This window comes from Aquibacillus saliphilus (assembly GCF_020404745.1).
Taxonomy (GTDB): Bacteria; Bacillota; Bacilli; order Bacillales; family Amphibacillaceae; genus Aquibacillus; species Aquibacillus saliphilus.
Map to the genome: position 1 here is coordinate 36,210 of NZ_JAIZAP010000026.1, position 20,805 is coordinate 57,014.

19 protein-coding genes are annotated in these 20,805 nt (G+C 35.4%); all 19 read right to left on the reverse strand.

Going from position 1 to position 20,805, the window contains the following annotated elements:
* Positions 1-52: 52 nt before the first annotated feature.
* Positions 53-895, reverse strand: coding sequence for a glucose PTS transporter transcription antiterminator GlcT (glcT, locus tag LD272_RS19990; RefSeq protein WP_226038368.1), 843 nt, complete (start codon positions 893-895; stop codon positions 53-55).
* A 253-nt stretch (positions 896-1,148) separates the two neighbouring features.
* A complete protein-coding gene (gene spoVT, locus LD272_RS19995; protein WP_226038369.1) occupies positions 1,149-1,682 on the reverse strand; it encodes a stage V sporulation protein T in 534 nt (177 codons plus the stop codon).
* A 184-nt stretch (positions 1,683-1,866) separates the two neighbouring features.
* Positions 1,867-5,391, reverse strand: coding sequence for a transcription-repair coupling factor (gene mfd, locus LD272_RS20000; RefSeq protein ID WP_226038370.1), 3,525 nt, complete (start codon positions 5,389-5,391; stop codon positions 1,867-1,869).
* Between the two features lie 77 nt (positions 5,392-5,468).
* A complete protein-coding gene (gene fin, locus LD272_RS20005) occupies positions 5,469-5,699 on the reverse strand; it encodes an anti-sigma-F factor Fin (RefSeq protein ID WP_226038371.1) in 231 nt (76 codons plus the stop codon).
* Positions 5,700-5,783: 84 nt separating this feature from the next.
* Positions 5,784-6,344, reverse strand: coding sequence for an aminoacyl-tRNA hydrolase (gene pth / locus LD272_RS20010; RefSeq protein WP_226038397.1), 561 nt, complete (start codon positions 6,342-6,344; stop codon positions 5,784-5,786).
* Between the two features lie 312 nt (positions 6,345-6,656).
* Positions 6,657-7,289: a 50S ribosomal protein L25/general stress protein Ctc gene (locus tag LD272_RS20015; RefSeq protein WP_226038372.1), complete on the reverse strand. Its 633-nt coding sequence runs from the start codon at positions 7,287-7,289 to the stop codon at positions 6,657-6,659.
* 81 nt (positions 7,290-7,370) lie between these two features.
* Positions 7,371-8,324, reverse strand: coding sequence for a ribose-phosphate diphosphokinase (locus tag LD272_RS20020; protein ID WP_226038373.1), 954 nt, complete (start codon positions 8,322-8,324; stop codon positions 7,371-7,373).
* 15 nt (positions 8,325-8,339) lie between these two features.
* Positions 8,340-9,719, reverse strand: a complete 1,380-nt coding sequence (gene glmU / locus LD272_RS20025) for a bifunctional UDP-N-acetylglucosamine diphosphorylase/glucosamine-1-phosphate N-acetyltransferase GlmU (RefSeq protein ID WP_226038374.1) — start codon at positions 9,717-9,719, stop codon at positions 8,340-8,342.
* A 527-nt stretch (positions 9,720-10,246) separates the two neighbouring features.
* Positions 10,247-10,537, reverse strand: a complete 291-nt coding sequence (gene spoVG, locus LD272_RS20030; RefSeq protein WP_186575705.1) for a septation regulator SpoVG — start codon at positions 10,535-10,537, stop codon at positions 10,247-10,249.
* A 240-nt stretch (positions 10,538-10,777) separates the two neighbouring features.
* Positions 10,778-11,599 (reverse strand): pur operon repressor, encoded by an 822-nt coding sequence (gene purR, locus LD272_RS20035; protein WP_226038375.1) that lies wholly within the window; start codon positions 11,597-11,599, stop codon positions 10,778-10,780.
* Between the two features lie 55 nt (positions 11,600-11,654).
* The gene (gene ispE / locus LD272_RS20040) at positions 11,655-12,524 is read right to left on the reverse strand and encodes a 4-(cytidine 5'-diphospho)-2-C-methyl-D-erythritol kinase (RefSeq protein ID WP_226038376.1); all 870 of its coding nucleotides are present in this window, start codon (positions 12,522-12,524) and stop codon (positions 11,655-11,657) included.
* A 77-nt stretch (positions 12,525-12,601) separates the two neighbouring features.
* Positions 12,602-12,781 (reverse strand): small, acid-soluble spore protein, alpha/beta type, encoded by a 180-nt coding sequence (locus LD272_RS20045; RefSeq protein WP_226038377.1) that lies wholly within the window; start codon positions 12,779-12,781, stop codon positions 12,602-12,604.
* A gap of 201 nt (positions 12,782-12,982) precedes the next feature.
* Entirely contained in the window at positions 12,983-13,237 is a 255-nt protein-coding gene (veg, locus tag LD272_RS20050) for a biofilm formation stimulator Veg (protein ID WP_226038378.1), read from the reverse strand.
* Positions 13,238-13,538: 301 nt separating this feature from the next.
* A complete protein-coding gene (yabG, locus tag LD272_RS20055; RefSeq protein WP_226038379.1) occupies positions 13,539-14,414 on the reverse strand; it encodes a sporulation peptidase YabG in 876 nt (291 codons plus the stop codon).
* Positions 14,415-14,499: 85 nt separating this feature from the next.
* Entirely contained in the window at positions 14,500-15,387 is an 888-nt protein-coding gene (gene rsmA / locus LD272_RS20060; protein WP_226038380.1) for a 16S rRNA (adenine(1518)-N(6)/adenine(1519)-N(6))-dimethyltransferase RsmA, read from the reverse strand.
* Positions 15,380-15,940, reverse strand: coding sequence for a ribonuclease M5 (gene rnmV / locus LD272_RS20065; protein WP_226038381.1), 561 nt, complete (start codon positions 15,938-15,940; stop codon positions 15,380-15,382). The genes rsmA and rnmV overlap by 8 nt, the downstream gene beginning before the upstream one ends.
* Before the next feature lie 184 nt (positions 15,941-16,124).
* Entirely contained in the window at positions 16,125-17,327 is a 1,203-nt protein-coding gene (locus LD272_RS20070; RefSeq protein WP_226038382.1) for a G5 and 3D domain-containing protein, read from the reverse strand.
* A gap of 486 nt (positions 17,328-17,813) precedes the next feature.
* Entirely contained in the window at positions 17,814-18,581 is a 768-nt protein-coding gene (locus LD272_RS20075) for a TatD family hydrolase (RefSeq protein WP_226038383.1), read from the reverse strand.
* A 99-nt stretch (positions 18,582-18,680) separates the two neighbouring features.
* Positions 18,681-20,639, reverse strand: a complete 1,959-nt coding sequence (gene metG / locus LD272_RS20080; protein ID WP_226038384.1) for a methionine--tRNA ligase — start codon at positions 20,637-20,639, stop codon at positions 18,681-18,683.
* Between the last annotated feature and the right edge of the window lie 166 nt (positions 20,640-20,805).

Below are 20,805 nucleotides of genomic sequence, written 5' to 3' on the forward strand. Positions count from 1 at the left end.
GATAACCAGAAAATCTCTAAATACTCATGCCTGATCGAGTCAGTAACACGTACTAGAATTTATTGGTTAACCGCTGTAGATGAATGGTTAAATACAACGCCTCTGTTTCATCTACCGGTCTATTTAATTGCTTCTGCATGACCTTAATTAACTTCCAAGCAAGATTATAACACACAGGATAAGTTATTTTCAACATTTCTGCTAAACTTTTTTGATCACCTAGTTGTTCCCCGTGATGTGCTCGATCAATTGCCCGATGAAGATGTTGTACTAACCTATTATAGTCTACTTGACCTTTTTGTAAATGAATCCCTAGATTTTCCTCAATTACTTCAATCATCATTGAAATAATTTTATGATGTTGATTTATATCGTTAATCGACTTATCAGTAACTGCACTGTGAATGTGAAGTGCGATAAAGCCGACCTCACCAACTGGAAATGGTAACCCCAGCCTTTTTTCAATTTTAGCCACTACTTGCTCTGATACCTGAAACTCTTTCGGATATAATGACTCTATTTCAAGCAGAAATGGATTGGAAAATTGCATGCTTTTTTTTAATCGATTTATTGCAAATGCAATGTGGTCTGTTAATGCAACGTGAATATGTTCGTTAAGTTCAGTTCCCATGCTATCCTCAATGAAAACCATAATATCATTCATAAAATCAATAAGATCTTTATCTATATAAGACAGCAAATTTACATATTGCTCTTTTTCTTTTTCATCTTTTAACAAAAATGTCTTATCAGCCTTGTCAAAGGGAACACAGTCACCATTTTTTTTATCAAAACCTATACCTTTACCAATGATAACAACTTCTTTATGTATTGGATGTTCTGCAATTATGACATTATTATTCAATACCTTGTTTACAGTTAATTTTTGTTCCATACTGAGCCTCTCTCACAACTATCATAAATTATCTATGTTAGTCAATTTCATAATACTGTCTATATACGGATGACGTTGCTGCATTAGGTAATTTTGAAATTGATTCATGTAATATCCTATATTCATAATTGCTTTTTTACAAGTTATACCACTCTGACAGGAAAATTTCAGTTTATTGTTATCAATCAAAAGGGCTGACATACAGCGGATAAGTTTCCTGCTTACGTCAACCCAAAACCCCTTTTATATTTAGTTACTCCATTTGCCTAGCCAAGAAACTTGCAGCTGTTTCAACGGCTTTTTCTTCAACGGCTCCTAGCTTATTTTCCTTAGACATGATCATAACACACCCAATTGGATCGCCATTTGCAATGATAGGACTGAGTACATAAGATGCTAACTTTTCTTCATTGCCATCAACAATTTCAACTGTGATTTCCTCTGTCTCTGAGAGAGCAGAGCGTTCATCCATTGCCTTTTCCATTTGTTTCCCAATATTTTTTCCTAAATAATCTTTCTTGGATTCTCCTGAGATAGCGATAAATTCATCTCGATCACAGATGAGCACCGGTGATCCTAAGGAATCAAATAATGCATCGGCATATTCTTTCGCAAAATCACCCAATTCACTAATAGGAGAATATTTCTTTAAAATTACTTCACCATCTCGGTCAACAAATATTTCTAAGGGATCCCCTTCACGAATGCGTAATGTTCTTCTAATCTCTTTTGGAATAACTACCCTACCCAAATCATCAATTCGACGTACTATTCCTGTTGCCTTCATTCTGCATAGCCTACCTTTCTTTGATGATCTTCCTGATTCTGTTTCCACAATTGATATGTAAAAGCAGATATAACCAGTTGTGGGTATTAGTATAAATCACACAGTTAGAAGCTATACATTGATTTAATTATTTTCTAATTAAGTCAAATTAATAATTGCAATAGTAGATTGGCTGAATAGGTAATTATTTCCTTTTCATGTTCTTTAATCCTTGTATAAATTCTTCAACAATGTCATACCTCTTACTTTGCGATTGTTTATCCCAGGTAAATACTACCTTTAACTTTCTATCCTCTGTTCCAAGTTGTACCATTCTTCCATATTGATTGGCAAACTCAAATATTTTTGCGCCATCTAATTGTTGACTCGCTTCTTCTTCCACCAAAAGTTCTATCTTTTGTTTCTTCTCACTGATTGATTCTACGCGGTATTGTTTAGCATAAACCTTAATCGATGAAACATGAAATAAATTAGCCACTTCTTCAGGATAGTCGCCAAAACGATCAATTAATTCATCTCTTAAATCATGAACATCTTCTTCTGTTGAAATTGCCTGAAAGCGTTTATACATTTCAATCTTCTGCTTTTCATCTCCAATATAATTATCTGGGATATAAGCGTCCATATTCAGGTCTAATTCTACTTCGAATGGTTTAATCTCTTCAGGGCTTTTTCCTTGTTTACGCGCATCTATTGCCTCCGTCAACATTTGAGAGTACATGTCAAAACCTACAGAATCAATAAATCCATGCTGTTGTGCCCCAAGTAAGTTACCGGCCCCTCGAATGGTTAAATCACGCATTGCAATTTTAAATCCGGAGCCAAGTTCTGTGAATTCCTTAATGGCTTGTAGCCTCTTTTCTGCTATTTCCGTTAAAACTTTATCTTTTTGGTAGGTAAAATACGCATATGCAACACGGTTAGATCTACCTACCCGTCCTCTCAGCTGGTACAGTTGACTAAGTCCCATCCGGTCTGCATCATTTACAATTAAGGTATTAACGTTTGGTATATCTACACCTGTTTCAATAATCGTTGTACTTACCAATACATCAAATTCTCCAGCTAGAAAAGAAAACATCACATTTTCTAATTCAGATTCATTCATTTGCCCGTGTGCAAAGGCTACACGAGCATCGTCAACTAATTCTGAGATCTCTTGGGCCTTTCTCTCTATATTATCTACCCGGTTATAGAGGAAGAAAACTTGACCCCCACGCGCCATCTCTCTCTCAATCGCTTCTCTTAAAAAGATAGGATTATACTCTAATACATAAGTTTGTATCGGAAATCTATTTTCCGGAGGTGTTTCGATGACTGATAAATCCCTAACACCTAGCATAGACATGTGTAATGTTCTTGGAATTGGTGTTGCTGTTAATGTCAACACATCAACGTTTGTCTTTAATTGCTTTATTTTTTCTTTGTGTTTTACTCCAAATCGTTGTTCTTCATCAACAATAAGTAATCCTATACTTTTATACTCTACATCCTTTGATAACAACCTATGCGTCCCTATAACAATATCAACAAGTCCCTTTTTCAATCCATCTAACGTTTCACTTTGCTGTTTTCTCGTTCTAAAACGACTTAACAAACCTACATTTACTGCATGGTCTTGGAAACGTTCAATAATCGTCTCATAGTGTTGTTGAGCCAGAATAGTAGTAGGTACCAATATAGCGACTTGCTTACCATCAGCAACTGCTTTAAATGCCGCCCTAATTGCTACCTCTGTCTTTCCATAGCCAACATCTCCACATAGCAGGCGATCCATCGGCCTAATTCTTTCCATATCTTTCTTTATTTCCTCTATACACCTTATTTGATCTTCTGTTTCTTGATATGCGAAGGCATCCTCAAATTCACGCTGCATAAATGTATCTTCAGAAAAGGCATAGCCCTTAGTAGCTTCTCTTTCAGCGTACAATTTAATTAAGTCATCAGCAATATCCTCAACCGTTGCTTGAACTTTTCGTTTCACCTTAGTCCATTCACTACCACCAAGTTTGTAAAGCTTTGGCTCCTTACTTTCTGATCCCACAAATTTTTGAACTAGATCAATTTGATCAATTGGGACAAATAACTTATCGTCACCAGAATATTTAACTAACATGAAATCCTTATGTAATCCGTTAAATTCTAGTGTTTCAATACCTAAATACCGACCAATACCATGGTTAGCATGAACAACGTAATCGCCCACCTTTAACTCTTGATAACTTTTAATTCTCTCGGCATTTGAGATTTTCTGTTTTCTTTTTGGTCGAACCGTTTTCTTCTTAAATAATTCTCCCTCAGTTAGGATTGCTAGTTTATGCATCGGAAGTTCAAATCCACTGCTTATATTTTCGATAATAATAGTTGGTTTTGAAGTAGGTAATTTAATATTATTTTTAGCAGTAACGGCTTCCATATCATAGTCTGCAAGCACCGCTTGTATTTTTTCAGCCCTTTTTTGGTTAGGCGCAAAAATAAGAACAGAATAATCATTCTTGTTCCATCGTGTAAATTCATTTTGTAACAAATTCATTTGTCCATGAAACTGCTGCATTGCACGACAAGAAATGTTAACGATGTTTTGTGGATTTGTATTTGCAATGTGGCGCAAGAATACTGATAAATAAAGCCTTGGTTGCTTCATCTTGGATAACACGTCATGCCAATCATAAGAAATCGCTAAGTTTCTAACCATCTGATTTGCTTCTAAGGTGCTTTGGTGCCACTCTGCCTCTTCTTCATCCAGCCTTAAAGCGGTTTCTTGAATTCTACTCATTTCATCTAAGATAATTAAGCCATCCTTGGGGAGATAGTCTAACAAACTAGCAGGATTTTCATAGAAGTAAGAAGAATACTTATACATTTCCTGAAATCGATCCGTTTGTTTCAATCGCTCAATGTCATAATTAATTAATTCAGATAGCTTTTCCTTGTCATCAGGGTTATCTAATTTCTTTAAGGAATTAGATAATTCTTTTTCCAGCCTTTGTGATCCTCTTAACAAATCATTTGATGTTAACAGAAGTTCCGTTGCAGGACCAATCGTTATCTGCTTGACTTTTTCTAATGATCGTTGGCTTTCTGAATCAAAATACCTAATAGAATCTACTTCGGTATCGAATAACTCAATCCGAATCGGATTTGTTTCTGTAACAGGATAAATATCAATAATGCCACCCCGCAAACTAAACTCACCTGGCGTTGAAACCATCTCTACTCTTTCATATCCCATATCTATTAAAAAATTTAAGTATTTATCTATATCAATTTCTTGCTCAACCTTAAAATTGAGTTGATATTTTTCCCAATACGAAGAAGGTGGTAATATTCTTTTAAGTGCAGCTACAGGAGCTACTAATATACCTTTATTACTTTGTGACCAGTTTGTTAATGCCTCAATTCGCTGGCTTTTAAGTTCAGGACTAGCAATTGAAATTTCAGCATTAACTAACTCATTAACTGGATATAGATATACGTTACTTTTATCAGATAGTTCAATTAAATCTTCGTATAATTGCTGTGCTTGCATTAATTGATGAGTTACGAGTAAGATCGGCTTGTTCATTGATTCACTAATCAATGAAGTAAGTACCCCTCGCGCTGAACCTGAAAGACCCGCGACAAGTTGCTCTGTTAATCCCGATGATACACCGCTTATTATTGAGTAAATATCATCCTGTGATTTTAAATAGTCTTTAATCCCTTCCATAATGGCTCCCCCTAAAAACTTCCCTATATAGTACAAAAATGCCTTGGTTAATTACCAAAGCTTTTGCACTCATGATTTTATTGGATAAAGTTATCTAATTCATGGTAATGTGGATTGTTTTCTAATGATTCTTGACAGTCTTCACAAATTGTTTTAATTTTTATATCACCATTCACTTGATACTCAATCATTTCTTTTCTATCTTGATTTGACAATTCATTAAAACCTAGCGTACTTGTATCAATAACCTGTTGGTCTAACTGACCGATTACATTTCCACAATGGTTACATTGATAAACGACAGCCATACAAAAACCTCCTCGGCAAACAAAATTCATCAATAGTTTGTCCGAAAAGCTTTCGTTTATACACTAATGAGCTAATTGTATGACTTACTGATTAAATTCATTCATAACCTCTTGGAAAGGTTTTCTTAACCATAATTCGCACGCATCAGCAGCTTTCTTGATGCTAGCTAAGGCATCCTCATCTTCTTCTTTATTAAACTTTCCTAATACGTAATCCGGAACTGGTATTGGTGTCGTTGGTCGACCAATTCCTACACGAACACGTTTAAATTCCTTCGTTCCTAACTGATCGATAATGGAGCGAATACCATTGTGCCCACCATGACCACCTTTTTGCCTTAAACGTATTTTCCCAGTCGGTAAGTCTAAGTCATCATATATAATTATTATGTCATTAATAGTCATATCATAAAATTCCATTAATGGACGTAACGATTCTCCTGATAGATTCATGAATGTTTGTGGTTCTAACAGAATAACCTTCTCTCCATCTACTTTGTCTAATGAAAATTTTCCATTAAATTTTTTCTTGTTCAACTTCCAATCATTTCGCTTTGCTAATTCTTCTATAACCATAAACCCAATGTTATGTCGCGTTTGCTCATATTTTTTTCCTGGATTTCCTAAGCCTACAATACATTTCATAGCATTCACGTCTTCCTCTTTACTATTGTTTAACATTCCCTATTGTACTTCGTTTAGTAGTAAAAATAAAGAATGAGTACATTTCTTCTTACAATTTACTCACCGTCGAAATTCTTTAAACCGATAAAACCAGAACAAAAGCACAGGCACAGGAGCTGGACGGAGTAATTTAGGAATTAATTATCCACAGAAGTCCGTTTTATAATCTCCTAAATCATTAAAAAGGCGCAACCAAATGGGTTACGCCTTCAAATTTATTTTATTATTTTCAAGTACACTCAGGTTAACTTATACATACCGAGTATTTATAGATTATTCTTCTTCAGATTTCTTTTCATTAATTACTTCAGGCTCTTGTTGTTCTTCTTCAGACTCTTCGTCGTCCTCATCAGTCCCTTTATCAGGTGCAAGAATGGTAACAATCGTAGCGTCTTCGGCCTCTAGTATTTCATAGTTACGACCCTCTTTTAAGTCGCCAACCATAATACTATCACCTATTTCGAGCTTCGACACATCCAATTTAATCTCTTCAGGAATATCTCTAGGCTTCGCTCTTACTGCTAAGTTATATAGAGGCTGTTGTAAAACGCCACCCTCTTTAGATCCTTTTGCTTCTCCGTCAAGATGGATTGGAACTTCAACATCCATTTCCTGAGACATATTGACGATATAGAAATCAGCATGTATCAACTCGTCCCTTAACGGCTCAATTTGATAATCATGAAGCATAACATCTACTGATTCTCCATCTATGCTTAGAGAAATAATAGCATTTATACCTTCGTCTCTCACTGTCTTAAGTAATTCAATACTATTTACAGCAACTGTCATCGGTTCTTTTTTATTGCCATAAACAATTGCTGGTACTAAACCAGCTTTTCTTAATTGTTTTGTATATGATGTGTTCAAACTCTCTCGTTGATCTGCTTTAAGTTTTACAGCCAAAGTTAATCATCCTCCTATGAAATTAAAACAATCTACTTGTTATATTTCCCACTAACCGGCTCAACTAAACCTAGATAACTTTTAATCGAACAATATACTGACAGACTGTAGCTCATGAACTCGAATGATAGCCTCACTAATTAGTGGAGCAACAGATAGCTGAGTTATTTTTTCGATTTGTTTTTCTTTCTTTAATGGAATTGTGTCTGTTATGACCAATTCCTTAATCTTAGAACTATTGATTCGGTCAATAGCTGGTCCAGAAAGGACGGGGTGTGTACAACAAGCATACACTTCTTTTGCTCCGTTTTCAATTAATGCGTTTGCACCCAGTGTAATAGTACCTGCCGTATCGATCATATCATCAATTAAAATAGCTGTTTTGCCCTCTATTTTCCCAACAATATTCATGACTTCAGAAACATTTGGACGTGGTCTACGCTTATCGATAAAGGCAATTGGTGCTTTCAAGCGGTCCGCCATTTGACGTGCTCTTGTTACACCACCATGGTCGGGTGAGACGATAACAATGTCTTCTAAACCTTTTTTACTGAAGTGGTCAGATAGTATTGGTACACCAATTAATTGATCAACTGGGATATTAAAGAATCCTTGTATTTGCGGTGCATGTAAGTCCATCGATATCACTCGTGAAGCACCAGCAGTTTGTAATAAGTCTGCAATTAGCTTCGCAGTAATTGGTTCTCTTGCCCTAGCTTTACGGTCTTGTCTTGCGTATCCATAATATGGCATGACAATATTAATTGATTTGGCAGATGCCCGTTTTAATGCATCAATCATAATTAACAGTTCCATAATGTGTTGGTTACCTGGCTCTGATGTTGATTGAACAACGTAAACATCAGAACCCCTTATACTTTCTTCAATATTTATTTGTAATTCGCCATCACTAAAGGCAGTTACGGAGCACTTACCTAATTCAACTCCTATATTATCTGCTATCGCTTTAGCAAGTGTTGGATTTGAACTAAGTGTAAAAACTTTTAAAGATGAATCTTTATATCCCGTTGACATCTGGTTGACCCTCCATTAATCTTTCTTTGTTTTTTTAATTTTTTTCGCGTAATCTTCTTTGTTTGTTTGTTTGACTCGTGCAATGGAAAGAGCATCACTTGGCACATTTTTATTAATTGTCGAGCCTGCGGCCACGTATGACCCTTTACCAATGGTAACAGGAGCTATTAGATTAGAATTACATCCAATAAAGGCATCATCTTCTATTTTAGTAAGATGCTTGTTCTCGCCATCATAGTTTACGGTGATTGTTCCACAACCAATATTTACATCTTTACCTACTTCGGCATCCCCAATATAACTTAAGTGAGATACCTTACTATTTTTATCCAACGAGGATTTTTTAATTTCTACAAAGTTACCTATTTTAACCTCATCACCCAAATCCGCTTGCGGACGGATATGCGCAAAAGGTCCTATTTGCACACTTTTCCCAATTTTACTATCGGTTGCAACGCTTTGTCGTATGGTTGTATTTTCCCCAATATGACAATTTCTAATTTCAGTATTAGGTCCGATAACAGCATCTGATTTTATAATAGTTTTTCCGTTTATAACACAACCAGGGTGTATAACAACATCTTGTTCGATTACAACCTCAGGCCCGATATAACTATTATCAGGATCGATAATTGTAACACCATTTTTCATATGTGTTTCATTAATTCTTTTTTTCATCAGCTTTTCAGCTTGTGACAATGCTATCCGATCATTAACCCCTAGAGTCTCATCAAAATTTGACGTTTGAAAAGCACTTACTTTTTCATTAGCTTGCTTTAAAAGTTGAATAACATCAGGTAGATAATACTCTCCTTGAGAGTTATTATTAGAAACCTGCTTTAAAACTTTGAATAATGTTTTATTATCAAAACAATAAGTACCTGTATTTATCTCACCAATATTTTTTTCAACATCACTAGCATCTTTATGTTCAACAATTCGTTCAACATCGTCTGCCTGATTACGTATTACACGACCATATCCAGATGGATCGTCCGTTTTTGCAGTTAATACAGTTGCTTTCGCGCCTTCTTGGTCATGGTAGTTTAACAAATCCTCTAACGTCTGACTTGTTAATAGTGGTGTATCTCCGCAAACAACAATTGTCGTCCCTTCTTTATCTTTGAGAAAATCCTCGGCTTGTATTACTGCATGTCCTGTGCCAAGTTGTTCCTCTTGGATCACGAAGCTTGATTGATCACCTAATTGTTCTTTCACTTTTTCAGCACCAAACCCAACTACTGTAGTGATACTTTCTAACTGTAAAAGGTTTAGTTGATTAACTACATGCTCCACCATTGGCGTGCCCATTACTGGATGAAGTACTTTGTAAAGTTTTGATTTCATTCGTGTGCCTTGCCCCGCTGCGAGCACAATAGCATATCTTTTTGTCATGAAGCATCCTCCGTTTCAATTCACCAAATCAACAGGTTCTATAAAAATTCGGTTCTAATTTTCATTTATGTAAATCTTCGTTTAATAGTAAACATTATTCTTACTTTAACACAGATAAAACTTTATTCATTTTTTAAATTATTCAATTACGAATATATCTTAAAAATAGGGGTATTTCAACAAAGAATGCCTTAAATAAAGATGAATGATATTGTAAAGGTATTCATATACTGTGATAAAATCCTTTTATTATTTATTGCAAAATGTGAAATGGCTAATAGGTATGCTCTAAAGCTGAGAACAAGATCGACAATAAAGCAGACCTCACCGTTTGTTCTTCACCCGCGACAAGGCTTGTCTTAATGTCTCAGGAGGGAATGGTATGCCTACTATTTCTCACCCAAAAGCTTCGAAGTAACATTCGCTGCAGACTTTAAGAATTAATTATCCAAAACAGCCTTTTATAACATGCTTGACTACAAAAAAGAAGCCTAATCATTTAGATTAGACCCCCGCTGTATTTTTCCTTAAGAAGCTCCTGCTTCTTCGTATTCAACTTCCATTTCGCCAGCACGATGATACTCTTCCAATACAGCATCTTGAATCTTTGCTCGTGTATTAGAATTAATCGGGTGTGCAATATCCCTGAATTCCCCATCGGGAGTCCGCTTTGAAGGCATTGCTACAAATAAACCATTGTTTCCGTCAATAACACGAATATCGTGGACGACAAACTCCTGATCCAACGTAATAGAAGCAATTGCTCGCATTCTTCCCTCGGTATTAACGCGGCGTAATCTAACGTCTGTAACTTCCATTATGTCTCACCACCTTTTCCCTATTAGAACTTATTTCCTACTTATAACTTAAGAACTTATAATCATAGATTCAACAAAATAGAGAGAATTCCTGCTTATTTTGAAAACTTTTTTTAAATTATCAGCGAATTAGTTGAAATTTAACACTATTTACAAAATTTAAATGAAAGGGGATACAAAAAAGCCTGATTTTTTCTAGAGGAAGGCCTACAATTAATGAACAGAGTTAACATTTTTTTGTTAACTCTGTTCATTAAGGATATTACCTTGATTAACTTGGATCTGACTATTTTTAATATCGACGTTTGATATTTGTACTAATGAAATATATTGATCCACAACCCGGTCCTCTTCTTCATCCTCCGCTTCAGCCATAACTCCAATTGCTTTTACTTCAGCGTTAAACTCTTTAAGTAAATCCTTTATACCGTTAATTGTACCTCCAGCTTTCATAAAGTCATCAATAATACAAACCTTGGCACCTTCTTGTAAACTTCTTTTTGGTAAAACCATTGTTTGTATTTTTCTTGAGGACCCAGAGACATAATTTATACTTACTGTTGAACCCTCCGTAACTTTTGGATCTCGCCTTACAATCACAACCGGAACATTGAGAAAGGACGCTACCGCATACGCTAGCGGAATTCCCTTTGTCGCTACAGTTACTACAACATCAATTTCTAATTCAGAAAACTTCGATGCAAAAAGCCTACCAATATCTCTTACTATTGCAGGTTCACCAAGTAAGTCACTCATAAACAAATAGCCACCAGGAAGTAATCGGCTAGGATCTTCCATTTTTTCACAGAGTCCACCAATAAATTCTTCACTATTTTCTATCGAGTATTCTGGGATATATTTGACTCCACCTGCAGCACCAGAAATAGATTTTAAGTAACCAATACCTTGTTGTTGAAAAGTTTTATTTACAATTGCTAAATCTTCACTGATGGATGATTTCGCTGCATCATATTCACTTGAAAAATATGGCAATGAAGCCAGTTTCATTGGATTTTCAATCAAATAATTAGTCATTGCGACTAATCGCTCACTTCTTTTCATGTTTACACCTCTAAAAACCGAATATTTTCAATTAAACATAACATTTTATACGGTTTCAATCAAGTGTCTCTTGATATCCTAGCATTCGAACAACATAAACTTCCTCACAAAATCCTCTAAGGCTATTGTAAATTCTTCTAGCCCTACTTTCCTGGCGGACAAGAGCGAAAACGGTAGGACCACTACCACTCATTAAAACTGCATCTGCACCAGAGTTTTCCATTTGTCTTTTTATCTGTTCTACTTCTTGATGTAGTGACACTGTTACAGGTTCTAATACATTTCCCAACAAATTACACATCGTTGAATAATCATTATTTTTAATTGCTTCAATCATGCCGTTGGTATTCGGGTGTTTTGATTCATTTAGGCTTAGCTGTTGGTATATGGATTGTGTTGATACTCCTTGTGTTGGTTTCGCTAAAACAACCCAACAAGCCGGAGGTGCAGGTATTTCTGTTATGATTTCACCTCTACCTTGCGCTAACGCTGTCGTGTTGTATACACAAAATGATACGTCAGAGCCAATCTTTGCACCTAAGTCAGCCAATTGTTTAGTTGTTAACCCTAATGACCAAAGTCGATTTAATCCTCTTAATGTAGCCGCTGCATCACTACTTCCACCCGCTAAACCTGCAGCAACTGGAATGTTTTTTTCGATAATTATTTTTACACCCTTGGTAATTCCATAGGTATCTTTTAATAATTTTGCAGCTCGATAAGCTAAATTACGTTCATCACTCGGCACAAATCGATTTTCCGATTCAATTTTTATACAATCTTTATTTTGAGATATTAATTCAATTCGGTCTGCCAAATCAATAGTAGTCATAACCATTTCTATTTCATGGTAGTCGTCAGGCCGTTTAAATAAGACATCTAAAGAAAGATTTATTTTAGCTGGTGCTTTTTCTAGTACATACATGCCTTTCACCTTCTTTATTCATATACCTATAAATTTACCATACCATACACAAAAACAAAAAGGGCAACCCTAAAAATTCAGGATTTGCCCTTTTGCATCTGCTGCTCTGCCAGTTCTAATGCTCGTTTAACTATATTTCCAGCATCACGTGATCTGATTGCTCCCCAACCTTCTTGTTGGACCGTGTCGTAAAATCCTAACTCTTTAGCGATTTCTTCTTTCAATTGGTTGGACATTATACCTCTTTTTCTACCCATGAAAGCAGCCCCTTTCTAAGATAGTTCTACGACATACTTTATATTTTGCATTAGAATTCTAATTATTCGATCCAGATGATTCATTAATAGGATAATTTCACCTTACTATTGAATCATTTCTTCGTATAATTAAATATTATGAAATTGATTCAGAACATATAAAAAAGCAGCAAACGATGTTCACTGCTTCCCAAAAAATTATTACATTACTTTGCTCATATCATCAATGAAGTTTAATTCAACTGTTTCTGTCAAAACATCTGCATAACTGTAAGAAACACGTTCGAATGCATTTTCTTGCTGATCTAATTCTACCGTAAAGACTGAAGGATATGTTTCAGACAGAGTACCATAACGTTCAATTGTCTTCCTTCTTCCGCCATTAGCTTTTAGCTTCAAGCGTTTTCCAATTTGCCCATCAAGACCATGTTTGATTTCTACTAATGTTTTAGCCAATACACTCCACCTCACTATATTCACTATACCATAGCTTGTTTACTTAGTCAAGTAAAATAATATATTATAACAGTATAGTAAAATTAATGTCAACAATTATTACTATTTTAATATAATTTATTTTCTCGCAAAAGTTGAAAATTATGTGCTTTTATTAAATTTATTAATAAAACACTATTTTCCAAAGTAAGTTATATGGAGATATTTCACTCAGATAACTAATAAAATGAAACTAGGTTTTATACTTTTCTATAGAAGTAAATTAAAATATAAAATACTTATCACATAGCTTTACCTAACGTCATTCTACCTCTGTTTTGTCTTCTTCAATATAAGGCATTCCAGTCCGTAATAATCCCTTAGTTTCAACTCCGCCTAAACCCTTCTCTCCTGTCATCGTATTTCGAAGTGCATCATAAACCTTTACTTTTTCCATAAAAGGAGTAAATGCAATCTTTGCTGCAATATAAACGGGGTCCAACGCATGAATATTAATCCTCGCAGGAGAGCTTGCGAAGTTCGCCCCCGCTCTAATTAGTGATTCAAAATGTGATTGACATGCACCAGAAAAAATAACTAATTGATCTAAATTAGGTACAACCTTCCTAGCTTCTCTAACTGTTTCAGCAAAGTATTTAGAATGGCGATAGGCTCGAATATCTTTTTTTGATCCTTTATTTCTTAAAAACGCATCGTGACCAGTAATTACTATAATATCAGGTTGAATCTTTTCAACCAGTGAACCGATCTCGGTTGGCATCTCCTTCTCATCAAGGTGAACCCCATGAACCTGTAAACCGATCCGTTGATATAAATCAATACATTTTTTCAGGTAAAGACGATCCCCATCTAAATGAAGTACTCGAGCAGGGATTTGAAAGTAATTAGCTGTATGATTATAGCCAGAGGTTGATTCATATTCACGCTTTTCTTTCATCAATTGGTAGTCCTGACGGAAAAGTCGAAATGAATAATCTTCTTTTTCTTTTATTTTCTTTTTTCTTTTTTCTAATTCTCTATCTTCTACCTTAACTAAATCATCTACCTTTGCATCAGCTTCCAAACGGATATCCTCACCATGCAAAAGTACGATATCATTATCAATCGTAATAACGCGAAATAAAACATCGTGATTATACGATGAACGCGTTACTAATTCACCAGTAGTAAAATTCATTTTTCCACCTCTCACTAGGCCAGGTTCATTTTATTCGGTATGAAATAGCCTATGATGCGTTGAAAAAAATTGTTACTGATTTAAGCTATTGCTTTCTTAATCCAGAGTAAAAAACATTCGCTAAGCTCGCAAACTCCTCCATAGTTAAAGACTCGCCTCTTCTAGTGCCATCAATTTCTACATCATTCAAAAAGGATTCTATCTGTTCTTTATTTAATATTGATGCAAAATGTCGCACCAAATTATTTCTTAATGTTTTTCTTCGTTGACCAAAACAAGCTTGTACTAGTTTGAAGAAGAAGTCTTCATCCAAAACATTGACTGGCGGATTTTGTCTGACTTCTAAATGTAGTACAGAGGAGTCTACATTAGGCTGAGGCATAAATACAGTTTTAGGAACGTTCATTACTACACTTGCGTGTGTATAATACTGTATCGCTATCGATAAAGAACCATAACTCTTTGTGTTAGGCACTGCCGCCATTCGTTCAGCAACTTCTTTTTGGATCATCACAGTAAAACTTGATACAGGTAGTCGATCCATTAGCAATTTCATTAATATAGGTGTTGTTATGTAATACGGTAAGTTAGCTACTACTTTTATCTTTTGACCTGAGTCAAAATGTGATTCAATTACTTCTTTGATATTAGCCTTTAATATGTCGTTGTTTACTATTTCAATATTTGAATATACCTGTAAGGTTTCGTTTAAAATAGGAATAAGACGTTGATCTATTTCAAAGGCAACCACTTTATCGGAGTGTATTGCTAGTTGTTCCGTTAACGCCCCCATCCCCGGGCCTATCTCCAACGTGCCTGTTTGTTTATTAATACCAGCATAATGAATAATTTTTTCTAATATATTTACATCTATCAAGAAATTTTGACCTAGGCTTTTCTTAAATGAAAAACCATATTTATTTAAGATTTCTTTCGTTTTGTTAGGTGTTGCGATTGCCTTTTGTTTACTCATCTTTTTCCTCCTGCACAATTTTGTTAACTGTTTCGGTAAATGTTTCCTTGGTAATCTTAAACATATTCAATCGTTTAAGCAATTGTTTCCCATTGGTGTAACCAATCCTTAGTTCACGTCCTAACTTTTCTCTTCTTGCTCTTGCTTTTTCCCCACCTAATAATCCATAGTTTAGTAAGTCTTCCCTAGTCAATTCACTCTTATATTCCTCTGTAAGCTCATACACATTAGATAGCGCTTTTTTTATCGTCTCTTTGGTAGCATGCTCAATACCTATCCCTTTATCATGTTTTGCCTTGGCTTCATCCTTTGACAGAAATGCATGTTTACAACCTGGAACTGCGTTTGAAACGATGTGTCTAATTCGTTGACCAGGATAATCCGGGTCTGTAAATATTATAATCCCTCTTATATCATTTGCATGTTTGATTTGATCAATAATAGTTGTATTTACAGCAGAGCCATTCGTTTCAATTGTATCTGCATCGACTGCCTGTTTAATCTTAGCTGTGTCATCTTTTCCTTCTACTACAATAATTTCTTTAATCTTCAAACTTCACTAATCCCCCATCTATTAAAACAGTACATTAACCTGTACCTTCCTGATTTATCTTTTTTATTTTAGTACAAACACCAAATACAACTATAACAATACTATACTTTTAGTGATATCGAGAATTTTTGTACTATAAATATCGCCCTTACCATATGGCAAGGGCGATATTTAAAAAGATATTCTATTCCAATATTCTAACCTGGACCGTTTTCCGACCATAACTTTGTGCGGCCGATAAGGTTGGTAAATGAACATCGATACGGTTGCCTTTTATATTGCCACCAGTATCATTAGCAGTCGCATACCCATAACCTTCTACCCATAATTTGGTTCCTAAAGGAATTACACTTGGATCTACTGCGACAACTTTTATATTAGGATTTGCTTTTAGGTTAATTCCAGTTCTCGTTTTACCAACACCATCACATGAAGCGCAATTCCAGTTATATGCTGTTGCATGCATCGTAAGTGTTCTTGCAACATTATCATCTCCACGTGATACTGTGCGGGTTCCTGTATTCTTGTTAACTTTTGTACCGACTGATACTACACGTTGTTTACTTTCTTTTTTAACTTCTTCTTTAACTAATTCACGGCTTACTTCTTCACCATTCTCTAATACAACTTCAAAGTGCTTAGCAATTACTCCTTCTTGACCTGAAGACACAACTTTTTCTGTGCCTTTAGCAAGAGAATTATCATTCTTTTTAACTACTGAGTACTTTTTTGTTTCTTCAACAATATCTGTTACCTTTTCTACTCTTGTAACATTAATAGTTGTTTCTTTGGAAACTTCGTCTGATTTGTTTGGCTTTAATCGGTCTAATTCTCCTAAACTAACATCTTCACTTTCTAATACATCTTCAACCGTTCCTCCAGTAACCCAGACTTGCTTTTCTTTGCCACCGTCATTAAGCGTTACTTGGTATGCCTTCGTTACCCCGATTGATAGTCCTGCTTCAATTTGTTGATCACTACTTACTGAAAGCTCATCATGATCACTAAGTTTGATTTCCTGTTCAGCAAGAAATTCTCCAACGGTATCTTCTGTAGTGTAGTATTCTTTGTCTTCACCATCTATTGAAACGATAACTGCATTGGCTTTTGTATAATTAATTTCCATTCCGGATGTAATAAGTTCGTCTTTTGGGTGTGAAAGTTCATCATGATCTTCCATTTTAATTCCTAGTTCATTAAGTACATCGCCTACTGTTTCAGCATGCGTTCTAACAGCATCAACTTCACCATCTTGGGTTACAGTGACCTGCGCTTTTGTTACTTGATAAGTTGTAAAACTTATAAAAGCAACAAGTGCAATAATACTTAAGATAGGAATAACCAGCTTTGTTTTTAACGCCGGCAATAGCTTTGAAATGAATCTCATGCTCGTTTGCCTCCTTTATCCTGCCGTTGTATTATATAAACAACGAATTTGCCTGTCAAATGCTCCTTTAACTATTAAAAACTCCAAAACACCTGTCAATACTGAGTCTAGTCGCATACCGCCGCTAATGTTTCAAGTTTATTAAAATTGTATTACAAACAACGATTTAGGCTTAAATACTCATTCGTTGGTTACTAAACTAGACTCCGAAATAAGAAAAGCGCGAGCGCATTGTTAGCCTAGGGCAATAAGAGACAAGCCTGAGGCGGGGTCGGCGCTGGAGGGGTACACTGCCTAACCTTGTCAAAAAATTATTCACACGAAACCAATTTTATAATTTCCTAAGCACCAATAGAAAAAGGAGCCGGGTTGACCCGACTCCTCCCATTATGCACATAATAGATTGCTAATATAACTCAAAAATTCCGACAAAGTTCTTAGTAGTTAAACAGCTTTAAATTGCATTTTTTGACCTATGATGTTTATTTATTTAATTTGAAAAAAACGCAATGCATTCTCGGTTGTGGTCTGACTAATTTGCTCGAATGTAGTATCCCTTAACTCAGCAATCTTTTCAGCGACCAGTTTTACATATGCAGGTTCATTTCTTTTGCCTCGATTCGGGTGTGGTGCTAGAAAAGGACAATCTGTTTCAATTAGTAATCTATCAAGAGGAACAATTTTCGCAACCTCTTTGGGCAGTGTCGCATTCTTAAATGTAACAGGACCTCCTAATGATATGTAAAAATTCATATCTAGACACTCCTGTACGTATTCCGGAGAATCGCTATAACAGTGCATGATACCACCAACTTCTTCAGCCTTTTCCTCTTTTAAAAGTTGTATGATGTCTTCAGTTGCTTCTCGATTATGAATAATAATTGGCAAATCAACTTTTTTGGCGAGTTGGATTTGTTTACGAAAAACCTCTTTCTGTACATCCTTAGGTGATTTATCCCAATGGTAATCCAGACCCATTTCTCCAATAGCGACTACTTTTGGATGCTTTGATAATTCTTCTAGCCACGTTAGTTCTTTTTCAGTCATATCTATTGCATCTACTGGATGCCATCCTACCGCAGCGTAGATGTTTGAATGTGCTTCAGCCAGTTCGATGGCCTTAGGGATTGTCTCATGGTCAAATCCAACTACCACCATATATTCAACACCAGCACTTTTTGCTCGAACCATTACTTCTTCCCGGTCCTCATCGAATTGATGAACATTTAAATGGACATGTGTATCAAATAACATACAAAAACCTCCAATTTGTTTAGTTTGTCACCTTGGTACTATTAAGGAACAAAGTAAAACGCTTATCACATATTTAGATAAGCGTTCCTATACTTCTTTTTACTTTACTATTGACCCATTCGGTAACGATTGTTCAACTGTTGCTAACGCTAGCTTACCAGATGAATCCTCTCCTGAAAGGATCATCCCTTGTGAAAGTTCACCGCGAAGTTTTACTGGTTTTAAGTTTGTCACACAAATTACTTTTTTCCCTACCAAATCTTCCGGTTGATAATGTTCAGCAATCCCTGATATTACTTGCCTTTTCTCATTTCCTAAATCCAATTGAATTTTTAGGAGTTTATCCGCTTTTTTGACCTTTTCTGCGTGAATGACTTCAGCTACTCTTAAATCTAACTTCATAAATTCATCAAAAGTAATCTCTTCTTTTAATTGTTCTGACTCATTACTTTTTTCTTTTTGCTTGGATTCAGGGCCCTTCATCATATCTTTTATCACTTGAACCTCTTGTTCCGCGTCAAGTCTTGGGAAAATTGGATCCTTCTTTTTCACTTTTGTCCCTTGATCAATAATACCCATTTCATTCAGACTTTCCCATGATTTATGTTCATCTTTTTCAACACCAAGCTGTTCAAATATGCTTGCTGGAGTCTTAGTTAAGAATGGACGTAATAAAACACCAATTCGACGTAATGAGTCAGCAAGATGTGCCATTACATTACCTAATCTTTCTTTATTACTCTCCTCTTTTGCTAGTACCCAAGGTTGTGTTTCGTCAATATATTTATTTGTACGACTAATATATTGCCAAATTGTTGTTAAAGCTACCGAGAACTGCATCTCATCTAGCGCTGCTTCAACTTTATCTATCGTTTCTCTTCCGAGTTGTTCAAGCTGTTGATCATATTGATCCTCAGACTCTTGAAACGCTGGAACCTCACCATCAAAATATTTCACAACCATAGCAATCGTACGATTTAATAAGTTGCCTAAATCGTTTGCTAAATCGTAATTTGTTCTCTCTACGAAGCCTTCTGGTGTAAATACTCCATCAGAACCAAATGGCACTTCCCGTAGTAAATAATAACGAAGTGCATCCAAACCATAACGTTCTGTTAAGTCGGTAGGGCTTACTACGTTACCTTTTGATTTCGACATTTTGCCATCTTTCATCAAAATCCACCCATGAGCAAACACCTTTTTAGGTAATGGTAAATCAAGTGCCATTAACATGATTGGCCAATAAATAGTATGGAATCGGACGATTTCTTTGCTCATTAAATGGACATCAGCCGGCCAAAACTTCTGGTATTTCTCATCATTATCCGTTCCATAACCTAATGCTGTAATATAATTAGATAAAGCATCAATCCACACATAAATAACATGCTTTGGGTTTCCAGGTACTTTAATCCCCCAATCAAAGGTAGTTCTAGAGACTGCAAGATCACCTAACCCTGGCTTTATGAAATTATTTATCATTTCATTTTTTCTGCTTTCTGGTTGAATAAACTCTGGATTTTCATCATAATACTTAACTAAGCGATCAACATACTTACTCATTTTAAAGAAATAAGATTCTTCTTTGACATTTTCTACCGGACCACCACAGTCTGGACATTTTCCACTTTCTAATTGCCGCTCAGTGAAAAACGATTCACATGATGTACAGTAGCTTCCTTCGTACTCATCTAAATATATATCGCCTTGTTCTAATAGCTGTGCGAAGATTTTTTCGACGACTTTCTTATGTCGGTCCTCAGTTGTTCGAATAAAATCATCATAGGAAATATCAAGCTTTTCCCAAAGGTCCTTTATACCACTAACAATTTCATCAACATACTTTTGTGGTGTAACACCACTTTCGTCTGCTTTTTTTTGTATCTTTTGCCCATGTTCATCAGTTCCAGTTAAATACAAAACATCATAACCTCGTAACCGTTTATATCTTGCCATTACATCACCAGCTACCGTGCTGTAAGCATGACCGATGTGTAAATTACCACTTGGATAATAAATTGGCGTTGTTAAATAAAACGTCTTTTTTTCCTTTGTCATATTGGTGCCTCCTCTTATGTACATTCAAAACTGATATAACTTAGAACAATTTTTAAAACAGTCTGTTATTATTGTATCGATTTTAATCTAATATTTCCATTTTAAATGAATTTTTTACATTAACTTTCATTTTTAGTTAAAACTATAACTAATTTTGCTCCATCTG

Coding starts and splice junctions, on each gene's coding strand:
- glmU (WP_226038374.1), bottom strand. CDS start 9,719: ATGACAAAAAGATATGCTATTGTGCTCGCAGCGGGGCAAGGCACACGA.
- LD272_RS20070 (WP_226038382.1), bottom strand. CDS start 17,327: ATGAGATTCATTTCAAAGCTATTGCCGGCGTTAAAAACAAAGCTGGTT.
- LD272_RS20045 (WP_226038377.1), bottom strand. CDS start 12,781: ATGGGTAGAAAAAGAGGTATAATGTCCAACCAATTGAAAGAAGAAATC.
- LD272_RS20075 (WP_226038383.1), bottom strand. CDS start 18,581: ATGTTATTTGATACACATGTCCATTTAAATGTTCATCAATTCGATGAG.
- ispE (WP_226038376.1), bottom strand. CDS start 12,524: ATGTATGTACTAGAAAAAGCACCAGCTAAAATAAATCTTTCTTTAGAT.
- spoVG (WP_186575705.1), bottom strand. CDS start 10,537: ATGGAAGTTACAGACGTTAGATTACGCCGCGTTAATACCGAGGGAAGA.
- mfd (WP_226038370.1), bottom strand. CDS start 5,391: ATGGAAGGGATTAAAGACTATTTAAAATCACAGGATGATATTTACTCA.
- metG (WP_226038384.1), bottom strand. CDS start 20,639: ATGACAAAGGAAAAAAAGACGTTTTATTTAACAACGCCAATTTATTAT.
- fin (WP_226038371.1), bottom strand. CDS start 5,699: ATGGCTGTCGTTTATCAATGTAACCATTGTGGAAATGTAATCGGTCAG.
- spoVT (WP_226038369.1), bottom strand. CDS start 1,682: ATGAAGGCAACAGGAATAGTACGTCGAATTGATGATTTGGGTAGGGTA.
- purR (WP_226038375.1), bottom strand. CDS start 11,599: ATGAAAAGAAGTGAGCGATTAGTCGCAATGACTAATTATTTGATTGAA.
- LD272_RS20020 (WP_226038373.1), bottom strand. CDS start 8,324: ATGTCAACGGGATATAAAGATTCATCTTTAAAAGTTTTTACACTTAGT.
- yabG (WP_226038379.1), bottom strand. CDS start 14,414: ATGAATTTTACTACTGGTGAATTAGTAACGCGTTCATCGTATAATCAC.
- pth (WP_226038397.1), bottom strand. CDS start 6,344: ATGAAATGTATTGTAGGCTTAGGAAATCCAGGAAAAAAATATGAGCAA.
- rsmA (WP_226038380.1), bottom strand. CDS start 15,387: ATGAGTAAACAAAAGGCAATCGCAACACCTAACAAAACGAAAGAAATC.
- glcT (WP_226038368.1), bottom strand. CDS start 895: ATGGAACAAAAATTAACTGTAAACAAGGTATTGAATAATAATGTCATA.